At 65.3% G+C, this 20,738-nt stretch carries 22 protein-coding genes and 1 tRNA gene; 11 read left to right on the top strand and 12 right to left on the bottom strand.

What is annotated here, in order from left to right:
- Nucleotide 1: 1 nt before the first annotated feature.
- The 3 genes from ACFOMD_RS01535 to ACFOMD_RS01545 are packed head-to-tail and all read right to left on the bottom strand — an operon-like array spanning nt 2 to nt 2,790.
- The gene (locus ACFOMD_RS01535) at nt 2-1,783 is read right to left on the bottom strand and encodes a monovalent cation:proton antiporter-2 (CPA2) family protein (protein ID WP_380855750.1); all 1,782 of its coding nucleotides are present in this window, start codon (nt 1,781-1,783) and stop codon (nt 2-4) included.
- A 57-nt stretch (nt 1,784-1,840) separates the two neighbouring features.
- Complete coding sequence (gene dps / locus ACFOMD_RS01540; protein ID WP_380856693.1) at nt 1,841-2,368, bottom strand: DNA starvation/stationary phase protection protein Dps; 528 nt, start codon at nt 2,366-2,368, stop codon at nt 1,841-1,843.
- Nucleotides 2,350-2,790 (bottom strand): helix-turn-helix transcriptional regulator, encoded by a 441-nt coding sequence (locus ACFOMD_RS01545; RefSeq protein ID WP_380855753.1) that lies wholly within the window; start codon nt 2,788-2,790, stop codon nt 2,350-2,352. The genes dps and ACFOMD_RS01545 overlap by 19 nt, the downstream gene beginning before the upstream one ends.
- Nucleotides 2,791-3,062: 272 nt before the next feature.
- Between ACFOMD_RS01545 and ACFOMD_RS01550 the strand changes: the two genes are divergently transcribed.
- The 4 genes from ACFOMD_RS01550 to ACFOMD_RS01565 all read left to right on the top strand — a co-directional run bounded on the left by ACFOMD_RS01550 (nt 3,063) and on the right by ACFOMD_RS01565 (nt 8,000).
- A complete protein-coding gene (locus ACFOMD_RS01550) occupies nt 3,063-3,692 on the top strand; it encodes a response regulator (protein WP_380855755.1) in 630 nt (209 codons plus the stop codon).
- A gap of 27 nt (nt 3,693-3,719) precedes the next feature.
- Nucleotides 3,720-5,510: a ligand-binding sensor domain-containing protein gene (locus ACFOMD_RS01555; protein WP_380855758.1), complete on the top strand. Its 1,791-nt coding sequence runs from the start codon at nt 3,720-3,722 to the stop codon at nt 5,508-5,510.
- A gap of 160 nt (nt 5,511-5,670) precedes the next feature.
- Nucleotides 5,671-6,747: an ATP-binding protein gene (locus ACFOMD_RS01560; protein WP_380856696.1), complete on the top strand. Its 1,077-nt coding sequence runs from the start codon at nt 5,671-5,673 to the stop codon at nt 6,745-6,747.
- 152 nt (nt 6,748-6,899) lie between these two features.
- Complete coding sequence (locus ACFOMD_RS01565) at nt 6,900-8,000, top strand: hypothetical protein (protein ID WP_380855761.1); 1,101 nt, start codon at nt 6,900-6,902, stop codon at nt 7,998-8,000.
- On the opposite strand, the gene ACFOMD_RS01570 is transcribed toward ACFOMD_RS01565, so the two are convergent.
- Nucleotides 7,994-9,550, bottom strand: a complete 1,557-nt coding sequence (locus ACFOMD_RS01570) for a hypothetical protein (RefSeq protein ID WP_380855764.1) — start codon at nt 9,548-9,550, stop codon at nt 7,994-7,996. The two genes, ACFOMD_RS01565 and ACFOMD_RS01570, sit on opposite strands and share 7 nt — an antisense overlap.
- A gap of 312 nt (nt 9,551-9,862) precedes the next feature.
- Here ACFOMD_RS01570 and ACFOMD_RS01575 point away from each other — a divergent pair, with 312 nt between their 5' ends.
- From ACFOMD_RS01575 to ACFOMD_RS01600, 6 genes are all read left to right on the top strand, one after another.
- Nucleotides 9,863-10,486 carry a response regulator gene (locus ACFOMD_RS01575; protein ID WP_380855767.1) on the top strand — a complete coding sequence of 208 codons (624 nt, stop codon included), beginning with the start codon at nt 9,863-9,865 and terminating at the stop codon, nt 10,484-10,486.
- A 113-nt stretch (nt 10,487-10,599) separates the two neighbouring features.
- Complete coding sequence (locus ACFOMD_RS01580; RefSeq protein WP_380855770.1) at nt 10,600-11,433, top strand: oxidoreductase; 834 nt, start codon at nt 10,600-10,602, stop codon at nt 11,431-11,433.
- Nucleotides 11,434-11,550: 117 nt separating this feature from the next.
- Nucleotides 11,551-12,441, top strand: a complete 891-nt coding sequence (locus ACFOMD_RS01585; RefSeq protein ID WP_380855773.1) for a helix-turn-helix domain-containing protein — start codon at nt 11,551-11,553, stop codon at nt 12,439-12,441.
- Nucleotides 12,442-12,570: 129 nt separating this feature from the next.
- On the top strand, nt 12,571-13,386 hold the full coding sequence (locus tag ACFOMD_RS01590) for an SDR family oxidoreductase (RefSeq protein WP_380855776.1): 816 nt from the start codon (nt 12,571-12,573) through the stop codon (nt 13,384-13,386).
- Between the two features lie 82 nt (nt 13,387-13,468).
- On the top strand, nt 13,469-13,891 hold the full coding sequence (locus ACFOMD_RS01595) for a GlcG/HbpS family heme-binding protein (protein ID WP_380855779.1): 423 nt from the start codon (nt 13,469-13,471) through the stop codon (nt 13,889-13,891).
- Nucleotides 13,888-14,397 carry a nuclear transport factor 2 family protein gene (locus ACFOMD_RS01600; protein ID WP_380855782.1) on the top strand — a complete coding sequence of 170 codons (510 nt, stop codon included), beginning with the start codon at nt 13,888-13,890 and terminating at the stop codon, nt 14,395-14,397. The genes ACFOMD_RS01595 and ACFOMD_RS01600 overlap by 4 nt, the downstream gene beginning before the upstream one ends.
- 62 nt (nt 14,398-14,459) lie before the next feature.
- On the opposite strand, the gene ACFOMD_RS01605 is transcribed toward ACFOMD_RS01600, so the two are convergent.
- On the bottom strand, nt 14,460-15,089 hold the full coding sequence (locus ACFOMD_RS01605) for an FMN-dependent NADH-azoreductase (RefSeq protein WP_380855785.1): 630 nt from the start codon (nt 15,087-15,089) through the stop codon (nt 14,460-14,462).
- Nucleotides 15,090-15,126: 37 nt separating this feature from the next.
- Between ACFOMD_RS01605 and ACFOMD_RS01610 the strand changes: the two genes are divergently transcribed.
- A complete protein-coding gene (locus ACFOMD_RS01610; RefSeq protein WP_380855788.1) occupies nt 15,127-15,498 on the top strand; it encodes a winged helix-turn-helix transcriptional regulator in 372 nt (123 codons plus the stop codon).
- Between the two features lie 9 nt (nt 15,499-15,507).
- Here the strand turns inward: ACFOMD_RS01610 and ACFOMD_RS01615 are convergent, their stop codons facing one another.
- From ACFOMD_RS01615 to ACFOMD_RS01645, 7 genes are all read right to left on the bottom strand, one after another.
- The gene (locus ACFOMD_RS01615) at nt 15,508-16,650 is read right to left on the bottom strand and encodes a hypothetical protein (RefSeq protein WP_380855791.1); all 1,143 of its coding nucleotides are present in this window, start codon (nt 16,648-16,650) and stop codon (nt 15,508-15,510) included.
- Between the two features lie 256 nt (nt 16,651-16,906).
- Nucleotides 16,907-16,983 (bottom strand) — tRNA-Arg (locus ACFOMD_RS01620).
- A 55-nt stretch (nt 16,984-17,038) separates the two neighbouring features.
- Complete coding sequence (locus tag ACFOMD_RS01625; RefSeq protein ID WP_380855794.1) at nt 17,039-17,842, bottom strand: undecaprenyl-diphosphate phosphatase; 804 nt, start codon at nt 17,840-17,842, stop codon at nt 17,039-17,041.
- Between the two features lie 104 nt (nt 17,843-17,946).
- Entirely contained in the window at nt 17,947-19,305 is a 1,359-nt protein-coding gene (locus ACFOMD_RS01630) for a dicarboxylate/amino acid:cation symporter (RefSeq protein WP_380855797.1), read from the bottom strand.
- A 225-nt stretch (nt 19,306-19,530) separates the two neighbouring features.
- Entirely contained in the window at nt 19,531-19,734 is a 204-nt protein-coding gene (locus tag ACFOMD_RS01635; RefSeq protein ID WP_380855800.1) for a hypothetical protein, read from the bottom strand.
- Nucleotides 19,731-20,228: a TIGR02594 family protein gene (locus tag ACFOMD_RS01640; RefSeq protein WP_380855803.1), complete on the bottom strand. Its 498-nt coding sequence runs from the start codon at nt 20,226-20,228 to the stop codon at nt 19,731-19,733. The genes ACFOMD_RS01635 and ACFOMD_RS01640 overlap by 4 nt, the downstream gene beginning before the upstream one ends.
- The gene (locus ACFOMD_RS01645; protein ID WP_380855805.1) at nt 20,228-20,593 is read right to left on the bottom strand and encodes a hypothetical protein; all 366 of its coding nucleotides are present in this window, start codon (nt 20,591-20,593) and stop codon (nt 20,228-20,230) included. Before ACFOMD_RS01645 ends, ACFOMD_RS01640 begins: the two co-directional genes overlap by 1 nt.
- Between the last annotated feature and the right edge of the window lie 145 nt (nt 20,594-20,738).

Genomic DNA, 20,738 nt, shown 5'->3' on the forward strand with positions numbered 1-20,738 from the left:
TCTACTTACTAGGTCTGCGAAGATCGATCACCGCCTCGTCGGCCTTGCCGCTGAACACCGAACGCCCCGCAAACGTGTCGCCGGTCTCCAGCTCAACCTCGTGGCGTTGGCGGTCCCGCTGCCGAATCCGCGTGGTGAACTCGGCGATCTCGTCCGGAGTGGCGCCCATCATCTCAATCGATTTCTGCCCGAGGCGGAGGGCGGATTCGAAGGTCTCGCGGACCTGGAAGTCGGCCTTGGCGGCCAGTAGCTCGCGGGCGTGAACGCGATCGCTGGAGCGGGCCAGCACGCGAAGGCGTGGAAACTCGGCTTTCAGAATCTGCACGATACGGGTCGCCGCCTCTGCACGGTCGACGCAGACCAGAACGAGCGCAGCATGCTCGACACCGGCCGCGCGCAGGATGTCGAGGCGCGTCCCGTCGCCGTAATAGACCCTGAAGTCGAAGCGCCGGGCGGCGTCGATCATCTCTATGTCGGTATCGATGATCGATACCGCATGGCCGCGGGCGAGAAGGAACTGACTGGCGATCTGCCCAACGCGGCCAAAACCGATCACGAGGGCACTGGCGCGCAATCCTTCGGGCGGGCCCTCACCCGTAGCACCGCTCGGCGCTTCGCGGATGAACCGCCCCAGTACCGCCGTCGCGATCGGCGTTAGTACCATCGAGATGATGACAATGGCCGTGAGGATCGCATTCTGTTCGCCGGTGATGATGCCCGTGGCCAGCGCCGCCGAATAGAGGACAAAGGCGAACTCCCCGCCCTGCGCCATGATCACCGCGCGCGTCAGGGCCTCGCGATGCGACGACCGGAACAGGCGCGCGACGGCATAGATCAGTACGCCCTTCGCCGCCATGTAGGCGAACACGTAGAAGAGAACGGTCGACCAGTTGGCGACAACGACGCCGAGGTCGAGCGACATGCCGACCGCGAGGAAGAAAAGCCCAAGCAGGATGCCGCGAAACGGCTCGATGTCCGCCTCAAGCTGATGACGGAAGGTCGATTCCGACAGAAGGACGCCGGCGAGAAAGGCACCCATCGCCATCGATAGGCCGCCCAACTGCATGGCGTAGGCGGCGCCGAGCACGACGAGCAGAGCCGCTGCGGTCATCACCTCGCGCCCCTGGACGTTGGTGAGAAGACGGAACATCGGGTTGAGCAGATAGCGTCCGGCCAGAACCAGCCCCGCGATCGACAAGGTGCCGATCCCGATCGCGGTCAGGTTGATGCCTTCGTCACCGGCATTGCCGGGCGCGATCGGTGCCAGAAAGGCCACGAGTGCGAGCAGCGGCACGATCGCCAGATCTTCGAGCAACAGGATCGAGACAATGCGCTCGCCGGCGGGCGTCACCATCTCCTGTCGATCCTCAAGCAGCCGCATGACGATTGCGGTCGAGGTGAGGACGAAGCCTGCGCCTGCGACAAAGGACGGCGCCAGCGGGAACCCTGTGGCCACGCCGACCAGCGTGAGCGCGGCGGCGCACAGCAGCGCCTGGGTGAGACCGAGGCCGAAGATGGCGCGACGAAGCCCCCACAGCCGCGACGGCCGCATCTCAAGTCCGATGAGGAACAGGAACATCACCACGCCGAGCTCGGCGATCCGCAACAACTGCGCCGGTTCGTTCAGCAGGCCAACGCCAAACGGCCCGATCAGCACGCCTGCCGCGAGGTAGCCGAGCACCGAGCCAAGCTTGAGCCGCTGGAAAAGTGGCGCGGCGATGGTCGCGGCCCCTAACAACGCCACGACGGGCAGCAGGTCGATTGCATGTTCTTCGGTGGCCATAGCGGTGCCCCTCACCTCTGGCGGCGCACCCTGCGGTCGCCGCGACGGCGGACTCGACTAACCGAGGTTAGCTTCGATCAGCCAAAGCTGCTTGTCGAGATCGCGCAAAAGGCCGGTCAGCAGATCCGCGGTGTCGGCATCGCCGGCGGCTGCAGCTTCCTCGATAGCCCGGCGCGCACGCCCACCCGCTTCGGCGATGACTTCAGCGACATGCGAGACCCATTCGGCCTCGTCCCAACCCGGGCTGTCGTCGACACGTGACAGCATCGACAGGCTTGCCGCCGTCCGAACCGAGCCGTCGGCGAAGCCGCCGAGGATCACGATCCGTTCGGCGACATCATCCCCAGCGTCGCGGACTTCACCGGCCACGCGATCGAAAAGCTCGTGCAAGGCGATGAAGCGGGGTCCCCGGACGTTCCAGTGCGCAGACTTCAGCCGCCGCTCTAGATCGATGAGGTCGACAAGCGTCACGGCCAGCAGTGCGACCGACTTGTCGCGAGCGGTGTCTTCGATGATGAGGCGCGACATGGCTATCTCCCGGTGTTGGCGTGGATGGCTGGGCGCGATCAGAGGGTGCGCCGATATTCCGAGGGCGTGACGCCCATGCGCTGGCGGAAGCGCGCGGTGAACGACGACGGCGTTTCGTAGCCGACTTCCAGCGCGATCTCGGTGATGCTCAGCTCATGCTGGTCGAGCAGTTCCGCCGCGCGGCGGATGCGCTCGTCGGTAACCCAGTCGCCCGGCGTCTGGCCGGTGGCATGGCGGAAGGCGGTGCAGAAGTGGAAGCGGCTCAGCCGTGCGAGTTCGGCGAGAGCCGCCAGCGAGATCGGCTGGTCAAGATTGGCGCGGACATAATCGGCGACCCGCCGCAGCTGCCACGGCGCCAGCCCACGCCCGGACCATTCCGGCACGCGCGGCGCCTGCGGACGAGCCGGCATGAAAGCCATCCAGCCCGGAAAAGCGGTTCCGACATCCTGTGCCGCGAAGGCGATGCTGGCGTTCGTCATGGCTCCCAATCCCTCTGCTCGATTGCAGGTTGAGAGTGCCGACCGCCGCGAAAACGAACGATGCCGGGCGGGGGGCCGGCCGATCACACTTTCGGTGGGTTTGCCGATCCCCCGATCGGTTGATTCCGTTGCGGACGTGCAATGATGTCCGGAATGAATATAATTCGCGGGAGGCCGTCTGGAGGGGAGATGGGCGCAACCGCGCTTACAGAGGTATTGGGGATGATCGCTGACAACTCTTGGGTCGAAGCGACCGGCCGGGTCTCGCCGCGATGACGGGCGGTGCACCGATCCGCCTGCTCATCGTCGATGATCACGCGATGTTCCGGGAAGGCATTACGGCCATCATCGCGCCGGAAGCCGACATGACCATCATCGGAGAGGCCTCGAACGGGGCGGAAGCGGTGGAGGCGTTTCGCAAGCTGCGGCCGGACGTCACGCTGATGGACCTTCAGATGCCAGAGATGTCGGGCGTCGACGCCATCACCGAAATTCGCGCAGCGGCGCCCACCGCGCGTGTGATTGTGCTGACGACGCTTGAAGGCGACATGCAGGCGATGCGCGCGCTGAAGGCCGGAGCCGCCGGCTATCTGCTCAAAAGCTCGCTGCGCAGGGAATTGCTCGACACAATTCGCACCGTCCATGCCGGCAAACGCTTCGTGCTCCCGCAGATCGCGCAGGAGATCGCGCTGCATGCGGCGGAAGATCCGCTGACCGCGCGCGAGATTGCGATCCTCGACATGGTCGCGGCCGGCAAGGCCAACAAGCTCATCGCGTGGGAGCTTTCACTGTCGGAGGATACGGTCAAATCGCATCTTCGGAGTATCTACGCCAAACTCGACGTCAACGACCGCACACAGGCCGTCACCGTGGCGCTGCGGCGGGGCATCATCTCGCTCTGAGGTGAGGCAGGCGATGGGGAGGCGGCGATGATGCTCCGAACCTTCTCGCGATCCGCGCGCGCACTGGCCGGCGTGCTTCTTCTTCTCGCGGTGGCGTCATCGATTCCGGCGCGCGCGGCGGGCAACGCCTTCGAACAGATCAGGCATTTCAGTTGGCAATCCGATGGCGCGCCAGCCAATGTACAGGGGGTCGCGCAGTCACCCGACGGCTTCCTGTGGCTCGCAACGGCGACCGGCCTCTACCGCTTCGACGGCATCAGCTTCGACCGCATCCCGCTCGAAGGCGGCGACAGCGGCCAGTCGCTGCAGGTCGCCTCGGTCGCGGCGGCGCCGAATGGCGACGTCTGGATCGGCTATGACTGGGGCGGAATGGCGGTCTATCGCGACGGTCACCTCCGCCCGGCCAACCCGGGGACGCCATCGAAGACCTCCGTCTATCTTACCGTCACGCGCGACGGTGCTCTCTGGGCGCGCGCACCGGGCGGCAAGGGCAATCGCCTGATCCGCTTCAAGGCAGGCCGTTGGACCGACATCGACGAGAGCTGGAACCTACCGCTCGGCACCAACACTATCGCCATGCTGGTCGCGCGAGATGGCAGCCTCCATCTCGTCAATCCCGACGGCGTTCGGCGGCTGCGCCCCGGCACCCGGCGCTTCGACTTCCAGCCGGTGGACATCGGCTTCGGGCCAACGATAGCGGAGGACCCGCAAGGCCGGATATGGATCGCCGATGCCGACAAGCTGATCCGCGTCGAGCATGGCAAGGGTGAGGTCGGACCGGTCACGCGACTACCCCACAGCGACCTCTACCGCAGGCTCCTCTTCGATCGCTACGGCGCTGCGTGGCTGTCCGGCGCCGAGGACGGCGTGCGCCGGCTGATACCCGAACCGGGCGGCAACCGCTTCCGAGTGGACGGAAGCCTGTTCGACAATGAGGATGGGCTCTCGTCCGACGTTTCGCTGTCGATGGTCCAGGACAGCGAGCGCAATATCTGGGTCGGGACGATCCTCGGCATCGATCGCTTCAGCCCACGCCGGGCGCTACGGGCTGCCGGTCTGCCGCTCTCCTATTCCTACGACATGTTCTCGGGCACGGGCGGCGAGGTCTATCTCATCTCGAACGAAAGCCTGTTCCGCATCGGCAGTGGCGGCCCGGAGCGGCTGGTCGGCATTCGCTCGGCCGAGACGATCTGCGGGGACCGGGACGGGCTGGTGGTGGCGACGCCCAACGAACTCTTTCGCTTTGCCGGCGGCACGTTGCGGAAGATGGCGCTGCCAGCGCTGGGCGGCGACCGCACCGGGCGCATCTTTGCCTGTACCTTCGATGTTGAAGGACGGTTGTTGCTCTCGGCCTCGCACAGCCCGCTCTACCGGCTCGAAGAACGCCGCTGGCGCGCCATCGCGCCGATGGTCGAGACCGCGCCGGAAGGCGCCTTACGGCATGCTCGCCGCGCCAACCGGCGGAACGCTGCTCATCTACCCGCGCGACCGCATCATGCGCGTCGCGGACGGTGCGCGCGAGACCCTCTGGAAAAGCGGCGAGCAGTCTATCGGCTTCATCAAAACGGCAGCCAAGGGACGCCACTGCACCTTGCTCGGCGGGCAGAACGGGCTGGGCTGCCTCGTCGCCCGCGAGATGAAGATTCTCAGCGCAGAAGCCTATCCCCAGCTCACCAACGTCAGCGGCATCGTCGAGCTGGCCGACGGCTGGACCTGGCTCAACGCGCTCTCTGGCATCATGCGGGTCCGCACGGCCGATCTGAGGGCGGCATTCGACGCGCCCGGCCGGCCCCTTCGCTTCCAGCCGTTCGGTGCTGAGGAGGGACTGCGCGGCGAAACGATGATGATGCACCCGCGCAATGCTGTGGCCGACCGCTTCGGCCGCCTGTGGTTCGTGACCAGCAAGGGTCTGGTGTCACTCGATCGCACTGCCCTCGACGATGCGCCACCGTCGCCGAAGGTCGCGATCAAGGGGTTGATGGCCGATGGCAGGGCCTATGATGTCGACGAGGCTGTCATCCTGCCGGTCGGCAGCCGCAGCTTCGAGGTAGCCTATACGGCGACAGCGCTGAGCGACCCCAAGGGCACCAGCTTCCGCTATCGACTCGAGGGCGTCGATACGGACTGGATCGAAGCCGGCACGCGACGCCAGGCCTTTTATACCAACCTGTCGCCGGGCGATTACCGCTTCCATGTTGCGGCGGTCACCAGTGCCGGCGCGGCGAGCGCCAACGGCGCAGCAATCGACATCGCGATTACCCCAAGCTTCGTGCAGACGCGGGCCTTCCTTGTGGCGGCACTCGTCGCCGCACTCGTCGCTGCCACACTGCTTTACCGGCTGCGGCTGCGTTTCCTTGCCCAGCGCTTCAGCGAGCGACTGCAGGAGCGGCTTGATGAGCGGGAGCGTATCGCGCGCGAGCTGCACGATACATTGCTGCAGGGGGTGAGCGGGCTCCTGCTCAAATTCCAGGGACTGGCCGCGCGGCTGCCGCGCGAGCACCATCTACGCGGCGAAATGGAGACTGCGCTCGATCGGGCCGAGGACCTCGTCGTCGAAGGCCGCGACCGGGTGCAGAACCTGCGCGCCGCCGACGAGCCGCGCGACCTTGAGGAGGTGCTGGCGCTCGCACTGGCCAGACCGGGGCTCCATCGCCCTGTCGATGTGCGCATGGTGCGTGCGGGGCGACCCCGCCTCGTCGCTGGCGGCGCGGCGGCAGAGCTCGCCGCCATCGCTGTCGAAGCGCTCAGCAATGCAACCCGCCACGGTGGGGCGCAAACGATGATCGTGACGATTACTTTCGGCCGCCGACAGCTCGACGTTACCTTCGAGGACGACGGCGTCGGTATCCCATCCGACGTGCTTGCCGCGGGCCGCCGCCCAGGTCATTTCGGCCTTGTGGGTATGCGCGAACGTGCCGAACAGCTTAAGGGCAGATTGGCCGTGCGTGCGCGGCAACCAATCGGAACCTGTTTGGCGGTATCGCTCCCTGCAGTCTCTGCGTACCCACGGGTGGGCGGTATATTTGCGGGTTACTGGCAACGCTCGTTGTCTTGACCGCGCATAGGCGGCGGCTCGCTTCCGCGAACGCAGGGTGCCCACCCGCCAATTCGGATCGATATTCGATACTTGGACGTGGATGAAGATAGGAAAGATTGAGGCAGGGGTGATTGCCCCCGAAGAGTAAGGAGAACTGCGGGATGCGAGGGATGAACGCTCGCCATGATCCGATCTGGCGCAGATCTGCAAGCTGCTTCATAGCCTTAGCCTTTCTAGGAAGTTGCGCATCTGGCGCTGGTATCGCCTACTCGACGGATGCGCCCCCGCTCATACTGGCGCCCACTGCCGCTGCCGGCGTCACCGATGAACGGGGCCGCTTTCGCCAAATCTTCTGCGCAATTCGTGAGGACCATGGGCGCGAGCTGCCGTTCGATCGGCCGTGTGACGATGCGTTAGTGAAGTTAGATGGCGAGGTGCGGGCGGAACCATCGTCGGGATGGAAGACACCGTCTCTCGCGAACCTGCGAATTGTCGTCATCCCTGGAATATTCGGCGAGTGCGTCGCATCCCGTGTCCTTCCTTTTCAGGATGCCGGCGCACACCTTAGCGAAGCGCACGAACTGGGTCGGATAGAATGGGTTCCGGTTGACGGCCGCTCCAGCAGTCGCCGGAACGCCGAGATCATTCGCAACTGGCTTGCCTCAAATCCGACGCCCGCTCACCAGCAACTGGTCCTGGTGGGATACTCAAAGGGCGTTAGTGATATTCTCGAGTTGATCGGACAATACCCGGACACGTTGCCGGACGGCACCCGCATCGTCAGCGTCGCCGGAGTGATCGCGGGCACACCGCTCGCCGACAACTGGGAGGCTCGCTATCAAGCTGTCAGCTGGCTGCCGTTTCCAACATGCAAGCCGGGTGACGGAGAAGGAGTTTCAAGCCTGACCCGGCGCGAACGACTGAGGTGGTTGGCGGCGAATAAATTGCCGCAACGCTATCGGTACTATTCGTTGCCGGCCTTCGCTGAGCGCCGCTCGATCTCGCGGATCCTCAAGCCCTTTCACAAGCAGCTTTCTTCGATTGATGAGCGAAACGACGGGCAAGTGGTGTTCCATGACGGTATATTTCCCGGCGGGAGCTTGCTGGGTTACGCTCATGCCGACCATTGGGCCGTCACCTTACCCATGGACAAAGGCATTCCAGCTGGGCGGCTTGTCGTTGATCGCAATTCGTTTCCGCGAACTGTCCTTCTTGAGGCTATCCTGAGCGTCATTGTGGAGGACGGTGCCGCCGCGCCTCGGGATCAATAGGGTTTGGGCTGCCGCGCTTCGACCGCCGCCGCCTCAAGCCCCACGCATACGCCACGTTTGGTCTCGCCTTTGACGAAGGCAGAGAGGTTTTCCCAGATCGATTTGAGGTCCGCATCTTTGAAGCCGTGGTAGCTATTGGGGACAGCTCGCTTGATGCCCAACGCAGCCCAACCGGTCTGAGCAGAATCCGCGCCGACAGGCCGCGGAAAATGATAGGCTAACAGATCGGCTTCGATCGCTCGGCAGGAAGTTGTAGCTGGCCTGATAACCTCATATCGAAGTCCACCATCTGTCTCTGACGCGACATTCCACCTGAGCACGGCCGACAGGCTAGGATGGTCGGTCGTTGACCCTACGTTCAACTCTTTAATTGCCGGCCGATCTCCAGGCCGACAGAAGATAGTGCCGCACTGCAAGCTAAACGGCGTCCGAAAAACGCCAAGGCCTTGAGCGTGCGTATGCGCTGAAACAGCATAAGCATCGGCTTGCAGCGGCGTAGCGTCGTCGCGCGTAAAGAGATTCATGAACTGCTGCGATTTCTTGGAAATCGCACCGACTCCCGGGAGCTTCTTGCGCAGCGCTTCTACATCGTAGTGCATCAAGGCGATCCGCATATCGACCCGCCGAGCCACGTGACCTTCAAACCAGCCCGTCTGTGAGATGATGCCATTACGGGGCGCTCCGAAAGACATAGCGCCTCGCAGGCCCTCGAACTCATGCCCTAGTGCGCTTGAACTGCTCACACCCAGATAGTCGTTGGTATCAAGGAGCAGATATTGGATATTCCTGCCGCTGGCTCGATGGTCGACCACCGCCGCAAGATAGCACCCCCACTGCCTTTGTTGATTTTCGCCTGCCTCACAGTGAGCCCGCGTCGCGGACGGGTCCGTGAAGCTAGATTGGTAGACCCAATCGCCGGCAATCTCAGTGTTACCCCGATTGAAACGGTCCACCGCCTCGATAACGTCAAACTTGGCAAGCGGTGGGTTCGGCTGCGAAGCGCTGTGTGCGCAAAGGCTTTGTCGATGTGTGGTGCTCGACGTGTTGCCTGCTCCGAGGAAATCGTGGTTCCCAAGCACGAAGAAGACCGGAACTCCCGCCTCGCGCCGAAAGGTATCGAGAATTGCTAGAACGCCCTGGCTGTGAAGCGGAAGCTGCTTGCGCACCTCCATCGTTGCTGACAGGCCGGCTGTAAATTCATCGGTGCAACCGTGGTTTGCTCCATCTCCAAGATAAAAGATCGCTCGAGCTCCCGATAACCGTTGGGCTTCGAGATGTGCCAAAAGTAGATAGCGCGACGTCCAATCGAGCGCTGGCGGCCGTATGGTCACCTTGATGATCTTATCGGCCAGCTGCTGCCGGTAGAGATTGGTAACGGACCAAGCAGGCAGCGACTGGAGCTGAGAGTCTGCGATCAGACCAACTGCCGGATCGCCGGGGGCCGGCTGGCCAGTAGCGGGTAATATCTGCCGCGATAGCTCCACAGTTCGGTGCGAACACGCGCTCAGAAGCATAACAAAGACTATAAGAAGGGATGTTCCAACCTTCATTCCCTGCCCTCCCCCAATACTATATCCGGCCGATCGCCCTGTGCCGCCCTCGCGTTGTTTCCAGCGGCCGCGGCTGACATCACCCATTTCGCACCACCGCGAAGGAAGGAAATACTGACTGCCTCGTCGCGCCTCGTGAAGCGCCACATACTACGGTCAGTATTGGCAACAGAGGCAGGGAGCCGCGTTGGCTCTAGCTCCATAGAGAACCAATCACCCGTCTGGGTGACTCCACGACCACCCTAGCGAGATTGAGCAACTCTTGCCGGTAAGCGACATGACCGGGTTCGCAACAGGTGGCTAGCCGCAACAATGGCAGACAAGATTAGAATACTGGTGGTCGACGATCATCCGATGCTTCGCGAAGGTGTCGTTGCGATCGTGAGCTCGGAGCCCGACATGCACGTGGTGGGCGAGGCCTCAAGCGGGCTCGAAGGTATCGAGCTGTTCAGGCAGCTCGGACCCGACGTCACATTGATGGACCTCCAGATGCCCGGGATGGACGGCGTAGAGGCGATCGAGCGGCTCCGTGCCGAAGCGCCAAACGCGCGTTTCCTGGTGCTGACCACTTTTGCCGGCGACACGCAGGCGCTGCGCGCGCTCCGCGCCGGCGCGGCCGGCTATCTGCTCAAGAGCGGTTTGCGGCGCGAGCTGATCGACGCGATCCGCGCCGTCCACAGCGGCTGCCGGGCCGTCGCGCCCGCGGTCGCGCAGGAAATCGCGCTTCACGCCGCCGAGGAGCCGCTAAGCGACCGCGAGGTAGCGGTCCTCATCGAGGTCGCCAACGGGCGCGCAAACAAGGAAATCGCGCGGGCGCTGTCGATCACCGAGGACACGGTGAAGTCACATCTGAAGAGCATCTATGCCAAGCTCGGCGTCGATGATCGCGCGCATGCCGTCACCGTCGCGAACCGGCGCGGCATCATTTCGATCTGATCGGCCGCGCGGCATCGCAAGATCGCGATAGTCGCCGAAATCCGCGAACGGCAGCCCCCAGATACGCCGCCTATTCCTTTGCCTGTCCACATTGGAAGGAAAGGATTGATCACATGAATACCTGGCTCATCACCGGTGCCTCGCGCGGTTTCGGCCTGCGCATCGCCCGCCTCGCGCTTGCGCAGGGCGACAATGTCGTCGCCACCGCCCGCCGCGCCGACGCCATCGTCGAAGCCCTCGGCGAGCATCCCAATCTGCTGGCGGTCGCGCTCGACGTGACCGACGAGGCGCAGGCCCGCGCCGCCGCTTCCGCTGCTGTGGAGCGTTTCGGCGCGATCGACGTGCTGCTCAATAACGCCGGTTTCGGCCTGCTTGGCGCGGTCGAAGAGGCGAGCGGCGCCGATGTCGAACGCCTATACCGCACCAACGTGTTCGGGCTTCTCGACGTGACCCGCGCAGTGCTGCCCTACATGCGCGCGCGGCGTTCGGGCCGCATCCTCAACATCTCGTCGATCGGCGGCTATCGCGGTGCGGCGGGCTTCGGCGTCTATTCCTCCACCAAGTTTGCGGTGGAAGGGCTGTCGGAGGCGCTGCATGCCGAGCTCGCCCCGCTCGGCATCCATGTGACGGTTATCGAGCCCGGCTATTTCCGCACCGACTTCCTCGACGCCAGCTCGCTGTCGGTAAGCAGCGAACGCATCGAGGATTACAACGCGACGGCCGGCGCGGTCCGCGGTCACGCCGTCAACCTGAACCACGGCCAGCCCGGCGACCCCGACAAGCTGGCGCGCGTCATCGTCGATTTCGCAGCTGCGGCTAACCCGCCGGTGCGCCTGCCGCTTGGCAGCGACACTGTCGCCGCGATCGAGGCGAAGCACGCATCGGATGCTGCCATCCTCGCCGACTGGCGCCGCGTTTCGGTGTCGACCGACTTCGCCGCCGCCTGATCCCCTTCCCCCCCAAACTCGCCCCGGTCGCTTTTCCTCCAAGCGATCGGGGCGCTCTGTTTCCAGCGGCGATTTCGCGTTAGGCTGGCGCCAACACAGCCACGCCGGGAACGCACGATGGGGGCGGAAACGGGCATATTGGGCAGCGCGCCGGACGCGCTGGCTCGCATCCTCGACCAGGCGCCGCCGGTCGTCGAGGATGCGCTGCGCGGACAGACCCGGCTGACAGGCCCCTGGGGTCACGGCGCGCTTCACGATCACCTTCCCGCGATGGAAGGCCATGTGATCATCACCTATTATGGCGAGCCGCAGGACATCGTCTGGCGCCGGGGCGCCGAGCGACTGGCGGGTGCCACGCGCAGCGGCACGATCACCATCATCCCCGAGGGCCATGAAGGGCGCTGGGACATCGCCGGTCCGATCGGCGTCAGCCATGTCTTCCTGTCCCGCGAGCGGCTGCGCGATTGCGCTGATCAGTTGGCCGGCGGTCGCCCGGTCGAGTTGCTTTCGCGGGTTGGCTTCGAAGATCCGGCGGCGGCCCGCATCATGGAATTGCTCGGCCGCGACGCCGCGGTCGCTGACATCTCCGCGCGGCTGTTCGTTGAGCAGGCCACCGACTTGCTCGTGACCCAACTGATCCGCGGCCACTCGTCGTTCGCCGCGTTACAGCAGCAAGCGCGGCGCGGGCTTGCCGATTGGCAGGTTCGCAAGGTGACGGCCTACATGCGCGACCATCTCGACGAACCGATTGGCCTTGATGCGCTGGCCGATCTGATCGGCCTCAGCCGATTTCATTTCTGCACTGCCTTTCGCCAGGCGACGGGCAGCACGCCGCACAACTGGCTGGTCGGGCTGCGCATCGAGCAGGCGCGACGTCTGCTGGCCGATCGGGAGCTGCCAATTACGGAGGTCGCGCTGGCCGTCGGCTATGAGACGCCGTCGTCGTTCGCGGCGAGCTTTCGCAAGCTGGTCGGCGTCACGCCAAGCGGCTTTCGTCAGCGGATCTAGAACCACGGTGGCGCGCGGCGCCGCAATCCAGCGATAGTTGCCGCAAGCCAGCGACGGCGGCTCCGCCGACGCTTGAGTACCTCTCTGTCATCGGACGCAACCAAGCGCCGACAAACAGGGAGACAGAACATGACGACCAGCAAGACCATCCTCATCACCGGCGCCGGTTCGGGCTTCGGCAAGGCCGCCGCGATCGGCATGGCCAAGAACGGCCACAACATCATCGCGACCACCCAGGTTTCGTCGCAGGTCACGCCGCTGCGTGAGGAAGCCGCGGCGCTGGGCCTCACCAACCTGCGCGTCGAGCGCCTCGACCTCACCGACCCTTACGACATCCGCCAGGCCCAGAGCTGGGACATCGACGTCCTCTGGAACAACGCGGGTATGGGCGAAGCCGGCCCGGTCTGGGAGATCCCCGTCGACCTCGTTCGCAAGAACTATGAGGTGAACGTGTTCCTGCCGCTGACCCTCACGCAGGGCATCGTCCAGCGCTGGGTCCGCGAAGGCAAGAGCCAGGGCAAGAAGGTGGTCTTCACCTCGTCGATGGGCGGCCTGTTCACCCCGGCGAACTGGGGCACCTATGTGTCGACCAAGCATGCGCTGGAGGCCTTCGCCGAGGCGATGCAGCAGGAACTCGCCTCCTATGGCGTCAAGGTCCAGACGATCAACCCCGGCGCCTACTACACCGGCTACAACGAGACGATGGCGGACAACCCTTTCCGCTGGCTCGATGACTCGGTGAACTTCACGAAGCGCGCCGACCTCCGCAAGGGCTTCGACGACTTCTTCGCGACGCCCGAAGGCAAGATGGACCCGACCGAGATGATCGATCGCATGATCGAGATCGTGCCGGCCGACGAGGGCAAGTTCCGCAACGTCGTCCCGCAGGTCATCGAGGACATGCTGAAGGACCATCAGCTGAAGGCTTGGGAGAACCGGATCTGATCCGGCCTCCCGCCCCGCCGGCCGCGGCACCTCCCCCCTCCCCTGCCGCGGCCGGCCCCTTCCTTTCCGAAAGGATCCCGACATGAGCATCACCCAGCCGCAGGCCGATCTTGCGATCGCCGCCGCCCGCCGCGCCGCCGACGCCATCGGCGTTCCCATGAACATCGCCGTCCTCGATGACGGTGCGAACCTCAAGGCCTTCGCCCGCATGGACGGCGCGTTGCTCGGCTCGGCCGACATCGCGCTCGGCAAGGCCAAGACTGCCGCCCTCTTCGGCTTCAACACCGAGGTGATCGGCGAGTTCTGCAAGCCCGGCGGCACCTCGCCCGGCCTTGAGAACACCAACGGCGGACTCGTCGTCTTCGCCGGCGGCATTCCGGTTCATGGCCCTGACGGGCGCGTGATCGGCGCCATCGGCATCTCGGGCGGCGCCGTCGCTCAGGACTTCGAAGTGGCACAGGCTGCCGTCGCGGCAGTTGAAGCCCAGACGGGAGGCGCCCGATGACCCCGTTCGCCACCCTCCTGCGCCGCGGGATCGTCGCGTCGCTCGTCGCCGGCACGCTGTTCGGCTCGCAGACGGCCCACGCCGCCGAAACCGAAGAGGCCCGCAATCGTGCGCTCGTCGCACAAGGTCTCCAGGCCTGGGCCGACGGCACCGGCAGCCCCTATGATCTGCTGGCACCGGATGCGCGCTGGACGATCGCGGGCAACTCGCTGGCCGGGAAGACCTACCCCAGCAAGGAAGCCTTCCTCGCCGAGGTGATCCGCCCGTTCAACGCCCGCATGCGCGATCGGCTGATCCCTACGGTCCATCGCCTCTATGCTGATGGCGACACGGTTGTCGCGCACTTCGACGCCAAGGGTGTGGCGCTCGACGGCAAGGCCTATGCGAACAGCTACGCGTGGATCCTGCGCCTGCAGGGCGGCCAAATCGTGGAAGCGCATGCGTTCTTCGATGCGATCGCGTTTGACGACTTCTGGAAACGCGTGACGCCCGCGACCCGGCCGTGATGCTTGTGCTGCCTCAACCGACAGGATCGGCGCCCGACCTCCGTCGGGCGCCGATCCATCGTTTAGGCAGCCTGGGCGTGAACGCCGATGGCTTTCACCTCGGCCAGTGCGCCTTCCATCGCCGCTGCACGGACCTCCTCACCGAAGGCAACACCTTCGGCAACGATGAACGTCAGATCGGTGATGCCAATGAAGCCGAGCATGGCGCGGACGTGCGCTTCCGCATGCTCGTTTGCGGCCATCGGGCTGCTCGCCGCGTAGATGCCACCCCGCGAGAGCGCGACGACCACCCGCTTCCCCCCGGCCAGCCCCTCGACACCCTGCTCGCCATAGCGGAACGTCTTGCCGGCAATGAGGATGTGGTCGAACCACGCCTTGAGCTGCGTCGGAAGGCCGAAATTATACATCGGCGCGCCGATCACGATGATGTCGGCAGCGAGAAACTCGTCGAGCACCGACACGGCGGCCTCGCGCGCCAGTCCCGGGAGAGTGATATGCGGAAGCGGCGCTGCGGCGAGGTCGCGATAGCGGACCTCAAGCGACGCATCGGATCCCCGGAGTTGCTCGACAATCGCCGCGGAGAGGCGGCGGCTGGCCGAGGCATCGCCCTGGATCGAGGAATCGAGATGAAGGAGCTTCATGGGAACGGTCCAGACTTGTTGGGTTCCCCGGCTAGCTATGGACGCGAGCATCTCGCGCCAAGAACGCATATTTCGGAGACCTAGTCATATGCAGGTGACCACCCCTCACGACGAAACAGGCGGCTGCGCCGACATCGCGCGCCATTTAGGCTGGATCGGCGGTCGCTGGACGCTCCCCGTTATCGTCACCCTTGATGCCGGCCCGCTGCGCTTCAACCAACTTCGCCGTGCGGTCGCGGGTATTTCGCAGCAGATGCTGACGCGCACCCTGCGTGCGCTGGAGCGCGACGGCATGCTCACCCGCACCGTCCATCCGAGCGTGCCGCCACAGGTCGAATATGCGCTGACCGATCTCGGGCGATCTCTCGCGGAGCAGGGCATGCAGCTCGGTGCGTGGGTGAGGGCGAACCAGCCGCTGATCGACGCGCAGCGCCGACAGTTTGACGATCAGCACCGGTAGCAGCGGCGATCAGAAGTGGAAGCGCGATGCTAGCCTGACGATGCGACGACTGGCCGATACGCCGCCGCCATCAATACGGCGCACGATCATATGCTCGGCGGCCAGCTCAATCTTTCTTGCCGGTCGCACCACAAGGTTGCCGACGAAGGCTGCGCTCTCAGTACGACCCGCGCGATCCGGGATCGCCGCGCGGCCCTTCACATAGCTCGCCTGTGCCGACGCTGAGACGCGCGAGCTGAAATGGTGCTCGTAGCTCAGGTTCGCGGCGACGACGCGCTCAGCGGCCGTAGTGTCATCGCCAGCGCGTGGGCTAGCGCGGAGCAGATGTTCGTAGCCCGTTCCCAGTTCGCCTACATAGCGGGCGACGCCGCGGCCCAGCACGGTCTGGAAACGGAGATGCCGGCGACCAGCCGCGGAAAGGTCCACTCGGCCACTGGCGCTGAGGCCCCAGATACCGACGTCATCGCTTGAGCGCTTCCCGACGATCGTGCCGATCTGCAGGCTCCCCCAGCCGCGCTCTAGCCGTCCGGCGAGCGCAAGGTGCGGCAGTGCATCGGCCCTTCCCGGTCTCATGCGGGTGGGCACCGTCACATCGCCGGCTGCGCTTTCAATCGATCCGGTGACGATCAGACCGGGTTGCGGCCGATATTCGACGCGAAACTGTGGCTGACGAACAAAGACAGCACCAAGCGGAAGGGGATTGTAGATGCGCGCGTAGGCGCCCGGATCGGCGAAGGCGGACCAGTCCTGACCGAAGCGCACCGTCACGCGATCATCGATCGAAGCCCAGCCAACTACTGCGTGCCTCAACCGTGGCCGATAAGCCTCTCCCGACATCGCGAACAGATCGAACTCGACGAACGCCGACAGGCGCCCGGCATCAGCGTGGTGCGTGCCGCGCATGTTGAGCCGCGTGTCGCGTCCGCTCGCACGCAATCGGCTCTCTCCGCCGCTGCCATCGTCCATGATAAAGCCGCGCGGCGTCAGCACATCGACCGGCTCACCGACACGCGCATCCGGGAGGAGGAGCAGGCTGACCTGTACCCATCCACCGACCTCGAGCGACGAGGTGGGCTCCGAAGCAAGCGCGCCCGGCTGAACGGCGGCGTCGGGCTGCGCGCGTAATGGCGCTGCCACGGCGTAGTCTCCCATCGCCAGTACACAGCCGAGCAAAAGGGTGCAGCTTCGCACACAGCCTCCAGACCGCGCGGCTACCCTTGATGGCGACCGTCGCTCTGCTGGCGTAGGTTATCGCCCCCAACCCCGCCGTCCCGTGGTTGCGGCGGCCATCGCGAAGTTGCGGCGTTGGCGCGATAAGCCGTGCGCGGGGACGCTTATCCCGTGCTTATCTGTCGCCGATCGAGACACGCCACCAGGCGCAAGATTTCATTTAAACATCTGGAATAATTGGTGGCCCCGGGGCGACTCGAACGCCCGACCTTCGGTTTAGGAAACCGCTGCTCTATCCGGCTGAGCTACGGAGCCACGTTCGCGGAAATGCGCGGAAACGGCAGGTGAGGCAAGCCCGTGCGCGCCAGCGTCAGGCGTTCAGCCACACCAGCGCCGCCGCCCCCAGCACTATCCGGTACCAGGCGAACGGCGCGAAGCCGAAGCGGCCGACGATGGCGACGAAGGCCTTCACCACCCCCAGCGCGACGAGGAAGGCGACGCCGAGGCCGATCAGGATGGCGTTGAGGTCGTCGATGTTGAGCAGTTCGCGCTCGCTGTACAGCGAATAGACGGTGGCACCGAGCATCGTCGGCACCGCGAGGAAGAAGCTGAATTCGGCCGCGGTCTTGCGCTCCACGCCCATCAGCAGCGCGCCCATGATCGTCGCGCCCGACCGGCTGACCCCCGGGATCATCGCGATGCACTGGACGAGGCCGATGGTGATCGCGGTGCCGAGCGGCATCGCCTCGACGCTTTCGACCTTCACGTCCTTCACCAGCCGCTCGATGACGAGGATGGCGATCCCGCCGACGATCAGCGCGACCGCCACCGTGGTCGGCGACAGCAGCAGCTGGCGGATGGCATCATAGGCGACGGCGCCGATCAGCATCGCGGGGAAGAAGCCGATGATGATGTTGCGCAGGAAGCGGATCGACGGCGCATCGCCCGCCAGCACGCCGAGCCCGACGTTCCAGAAACGCCGCCAATAGGCGACCAGCACCGCGAGGATCGCGCCGAGCTGGATCGCGATCTTGAAGGCGATCGAGCCTTCGCCGGTGAAGCCTAGAAGCTCGCCCGCCAGGATCAGGTGGCCGGTCGACGACACCGGCAGGAACTCGGTCAGCCCCTCGATGATGCCGAGAATGATGACGTCGACAAGCTGGGAGAAGGTCATGCGGCTTTCCGGGCAAGGCGCTCGCGCGCGTGAAAGAGGCGGGTCACGGCCGGCAGTCGTTCATGTACGAAAGGCAGGGGCGTCGGCTTCCACGGCACGGCCGGCTATTCCTTGCCCGCCGGCGGCACGTCGCTGACGCCCTCGATCTGCAGCCGGTCGCTCTCCGTCTCGGTCAGCCGCCCGCCCTTGCCCGCGAACGCCGCGTTCAGCTGGTCGAGGTCGACCGCCTTTTCCCAGCGGGCGACGACGATGGTGGCGACCGCATTGCCGATGAAGTTGGTCAGCGCGCGGCACTCGCTCATGAAGCGGTCGACGCCGAGGATCAGCGCCATGCCCGCGACCGGGATCGCCGGCACCACCGACAGCGTGGCGGCGAGCACGATGAAGCCCGATCCGGTCACCCCTGCCGCGCCCTTCGAGCTGAGGATGGCGACGGCCATCAGCAGCGCCTGGTCGGCCGCCGACAGGTCGGTGTTGGTCGCCTGCGCGATGAACAGCGCGGCGAGCGCCATATAGATGTTGGTGCCGTCGAGGTTGAACGAATAGCCGGTCGGCACGACGAGGCCGACGATCGGCTTCGGGCAGCCGGCGCGCTCGAGCTTTTCCATGAGGAGCGGCATCGCGCTTTCCGACGACGAGGTGCCGAGCACCAGCAGCAGCTCGTCCTTGATGTAGCGGATGAGCCCGAACAGCGAGAAGCCCGCAGCGCGCGCCACCAGCCCGAGGATCACCACCACAAACAGCAGCGCCGTGATGTAGAAGGTGGCGATCAGCTGCGCGAGGTTCGCGAGCGTGCCGATGCCGTACTCGCCGATGGTGAACGCCATCGCGCCGAACGCGCCGATCGGGGCGGCGTACATCAGGATATGCACCATGCGAAACACGATCGCGGTCAACGTCCGCAAGGTGCCGAGCAATTTCTCGCCCTTCGACCCGAGCAGCGCCAGCGACACGCCGAACAGGATGGCGATGAACAGCACCTGCAAGATTTCGCCCGAGGTGAAGGCGCTGATCGCCGTGTCGGGGATGATGTGCAGGACGAACTCGGTGACCGTCCGCTCCTTCGCGGCGCTGACGTAATTCGCCACCGCCCCGGTATCGAGCGTCGCCACGTCGACGTTGAGCCCGTCGCCCGGCCGCGCGACGTTGCCGACGAACAGCCCGACCAGAAGCGCCAAGGTCGAGAAGGTCAGGAAATAGGCCATCGCCTTGGCGCCGACCCGGCCGAACGCCTTCAAATCGGCCATGCCGGCGATGCCGGTGACGACGGTGAGGAAGATCACCGGCGTGATGATCATCTTCACCAGCTTGATGAAGCCGTCGCCGAGCGGTTTCAGCGAGGAGCCGAACGCCGGCCACAGCCAGCCGACGAACACGCCGAGCGCGATGCCGACGAGCACCTGAAAATAGAGGGTTTTCCAGAAAGGCCGCGGCGTCTGCGCGGCAGGAGTGTCAGCGGCCATGCCGCCGGTTCTACGGCAGGATTGGCGGTCGCACTATCGGGAATCGTGGGGCGAAATCAGCCCGCGTACATCAGCTCGGCGAGCAGCCGTTCCTCCAGCGACACCGCACGGCCCTTGCGCCGATCCCGGCGGGGCTGGTTGTCGTTGGCGGCTTTGAGGCGCGGACCCATCATTTCGTTTACCATTCTACCTGCGGAATGTTCCCGCCGCGTGATGGTTTGATGACTACTGCGGTAAATCTTCCGGCCGCTTCTCGGGGAACAGGTGCCGCACCACCTGTGCCGACTGGTTGAGCAGCAGGGTGACCAACCCCGCCACCGCCGCGAGATCGTTGCGGTCGACCCCGCCGGCGATGATCAGCGCCACCCCGCCGATGCCGCCGACCAGCGCGGTGAAGCCGATGACCGCACGAAGCCCCGGCGCCTTCATGCGTCCGACACCTCAGCGCCCGCCGCCGCCACCTTCAGCGCCATCGCCGGCCCCACCGGCTCCACGCCCGGCCACACCACCGCGACGATCCGCTCCCGCCGGAACGGTGCCACCGACACCGCATCACCCTGATTGCCGCCGAGCAGCCAGACATGCGTCGCGCTGACGCCGCACGCGAACCCGACATGCCCTGAGGCCGGCCCGCGATCCGACGACAACACCACAACGGCGCCTGCCGGGATGCGGTCCTTCGGCAGCGCCTTCCCCCAGCGCGAAAAGCTCCGCGCCATGCCTGACCGGCTGCCCCGGACTCCCACCGCCTCCAGCATCGCGTTGACGAAGATCGCGCACCACGGCACCGCGCCGTCGTCGCCCTCCAGCAACACGCGCGCCATCACGCGATACTTCAGGATTGACGGCGTCGACGCCCGGCCCGGCGTTTCCTTGACGCCAAGGTTGCGGCGCGCCCGCGCCAGCCAGCGGGGCTCATCCATCACTTTGTCCTCTCATAAAGTTCGTCGAGCGCGTCGGCGTGCTCTGGCGGCAGCTCGCGCGGGGTGAACAGCCCCTGCACGCCCTCGATGATCAGCTGCGCGCGACGCAAGATGTCCGAATTGGGGTCGAGCCGCGCCAGCTCGGCGGCGACCAGCTGGAAAGCGAACCCCAGATGATCGGCACGTCGCTCGGCGACGCCCAACCGCGCTTCGATCTTCGCGACATGCTGCTGGATCCGCGCCTCGATCCATTGCTCGCGCTTCGACCGTGAAGTGAGCAGCCAGCGCACCCCGCCGCCGATCGCGCCCAGCAAGGTGATGCTGCCACCCACAATGCCGGCCATGTCGCCGTTATCGAGGCTCATGCCCGCCTCCGCTGCGATCGCCGCCACAGCGCGGGCTCAGTGGCCAAGGCGGCACGTCCGGTGAAGGACGTGCCGCCCGGCGGCCGGGTCAAAGGGGGAGGAACACATGCCCGAACACCTGCTGCGCGACGTCATCTCGACGTTG

This window comes from Sphingoaurantiacus capsulatus, assembly GCF_042648405.1.
GTDB classification, from domain to species: domain Bacteria; phylum Pseudomonadota; class Alphaproteobacteria; order Sphingomonadales; family Sphingomonadaceae; genus Sphingoaurantiacus; species Sphingoaurantiacus capsulatus.

What these genes read in the sequence shown, in the direction of transcription:
- ACFOMD_RS01535 (WP_380855750.1), bottom strand. Translation starts at nt 1,783, where the DNA reads ATGGCCACCGAAGAACATGCAATCGACCTGCTGCCCGTCGTGGCGTTG.
- ACFOMD_RS01545 (WP_380855753.1), bottom strand. Translation starts at nt 2,790, where the DNA reads ATGACGAACGCCAGCATCGCCTTCGCGGCACAGGATGTCGGAACCGCT.
- ACFOMD_RS01575 (WP_380855767.1), top strand. Translation starts at nt 9,863, where the DNA reads ATGGCAGACAAGATTAGAATACTGGTGGTCGACGATCATCCGATGCTT.
- ACFOMD_RS01630 (WP_380855797.1), bottom strand. Translation starts at nt 19,305, where the DNA reads ATGGCCGCTGACACTCCTGCCGCGCAGACGCCGCGGCCTTTCTGGAAA.
- ACFOMD_RS01590 (WP_380855776.1), top strand. Translation starts at nt 12,571, where the DNA reads ATGACGACCAGCAAGACCATCCTCATCACCGGCGCCGGTTCGGGCTTC.
- ACFOMD_RS01645 (WP_380855805.1), bottom strand. Translation starts at nt 20,593, where the DNA reads ATGAGCCTCGATAACGGCGACATGGCCGGCATTGTGGGTGGCAGCATC.
- ACFOMD_RS01610 (WP_380855788.1), top strand. Translation starts at nt 15,127, where the DNA reads ATGCAGGTGACCACCCCTCACGACGAAACAGGCGGCTGCGCCGACATC.
- ACFOMD_RS01570 (WP_380855764.1), bottom strand. Translation starts at nt 9,550, where the DNA reads ATGAAGGTTGGAACATCCCTTCTTATAGTCTTTGTTATGCTTCTGAGC.
- ACFOMD_RS01585 (WP_380855773.1), top strand. Translation starts at nt 11,551, where the DNA reads ATGGGGGCGGAAACGGGCATATTGGGCAGCGCGCCGGACGCGCTGGCT.
- ACFOMD_RS01615 (WP_380855791.1), bottom strand. Translation starts at nt 16,650, where the DNA reads ATGGGAGACTACGCCGTGGCAGCGCCATTACGCGCGCAGCCCGACGCC.
- ACFOMD_RS01605 (WP_380855785.1), bottom strand. Translation starts at nt 15,089, where the DNA reads ATGCTCGCGTCCATAGCTAGCCGGGGAACCCAACAAGTCTGGACCGTT.
- ACFOMD_RS01580 (WP_380855770.1), top strand. Translation starts at nt 10,600, where the DNA reads ATGAATACCTGGCTCATCACCGGTGCCTCGCGCGGTTTCGGCCTGCGC.
- ACFOMD_RS01635 (WP_380855800.1), bottom strand. Translation starts at nt 19,734, where the DNA reads ATGAAGGCGCCGGGGCTTCGTGCGGTCATCGGCTTCACCGCGCTGGTC.
- ACFOMD_RS01550 (WP_380855755.1), top strand. Translation starts at nt 3,063, where the DNA reads ATGACGGGCGGTGCACCGATCCGCCTGCTCATCGTCGATGATCACGCG.
- ACFOMD_RS01555 (WP_380855758.1), top strand. Translation starts at nt 3,720, where the DNA reads ATGATGCTCCGAACCTTCTCGCGATCCGCGCGCGCACTGGCCGGCGTG.
- ACFOMD_RS01565 (WP_380855761.1), top strand. Translation starts at nt 6,900, where the DNA reads ATGAACGCTCGCCATGATCCGATCTGGCGCAGATCTGCAAGCTGCTTC.
- ACFOMD_RS01595 (WP_380855779.1), top strand. Translation starts at nt 13,469, where the DNA reads ATGAGCATCACCCAGCCGCAGGCCGATCTTGCGATCGCCGCCGCCCGC.
- ACFOMD_RS01600 (WP_380855782.1), top strand. Translation starts at nt 13,888, where the DNA reads ATGACCCCGTTCGCCACCCTCCTGCGCCGCGGGATCGTCGCGTCGCTC.
- ACFOMD_RS01640 (WP_380855803.1), bottom strand. Translation starts at nt 20,228, where the DNA reads ATGGATGAGCCCCGCTGGCTGGCGCGGGCGCGCCGCAACCTTGGCGTC.
- ACFOMD_RS01625 (WP_380855794.1), bottom strand. Translation starts at nt 17,842, where the DNA reads ATGACCTTCTCCCAGCTTGTCGACGTCATCATTCTCGGCATCATCGAG.
- ACFOMD_RS01560 (WP_380856696.1), top strand. Translation starts at nt 5,671, where the DNA reads ATGGCCGATGGCAGGGCCTATGATGTCGACGAGGCTGTCATCCTGCCG.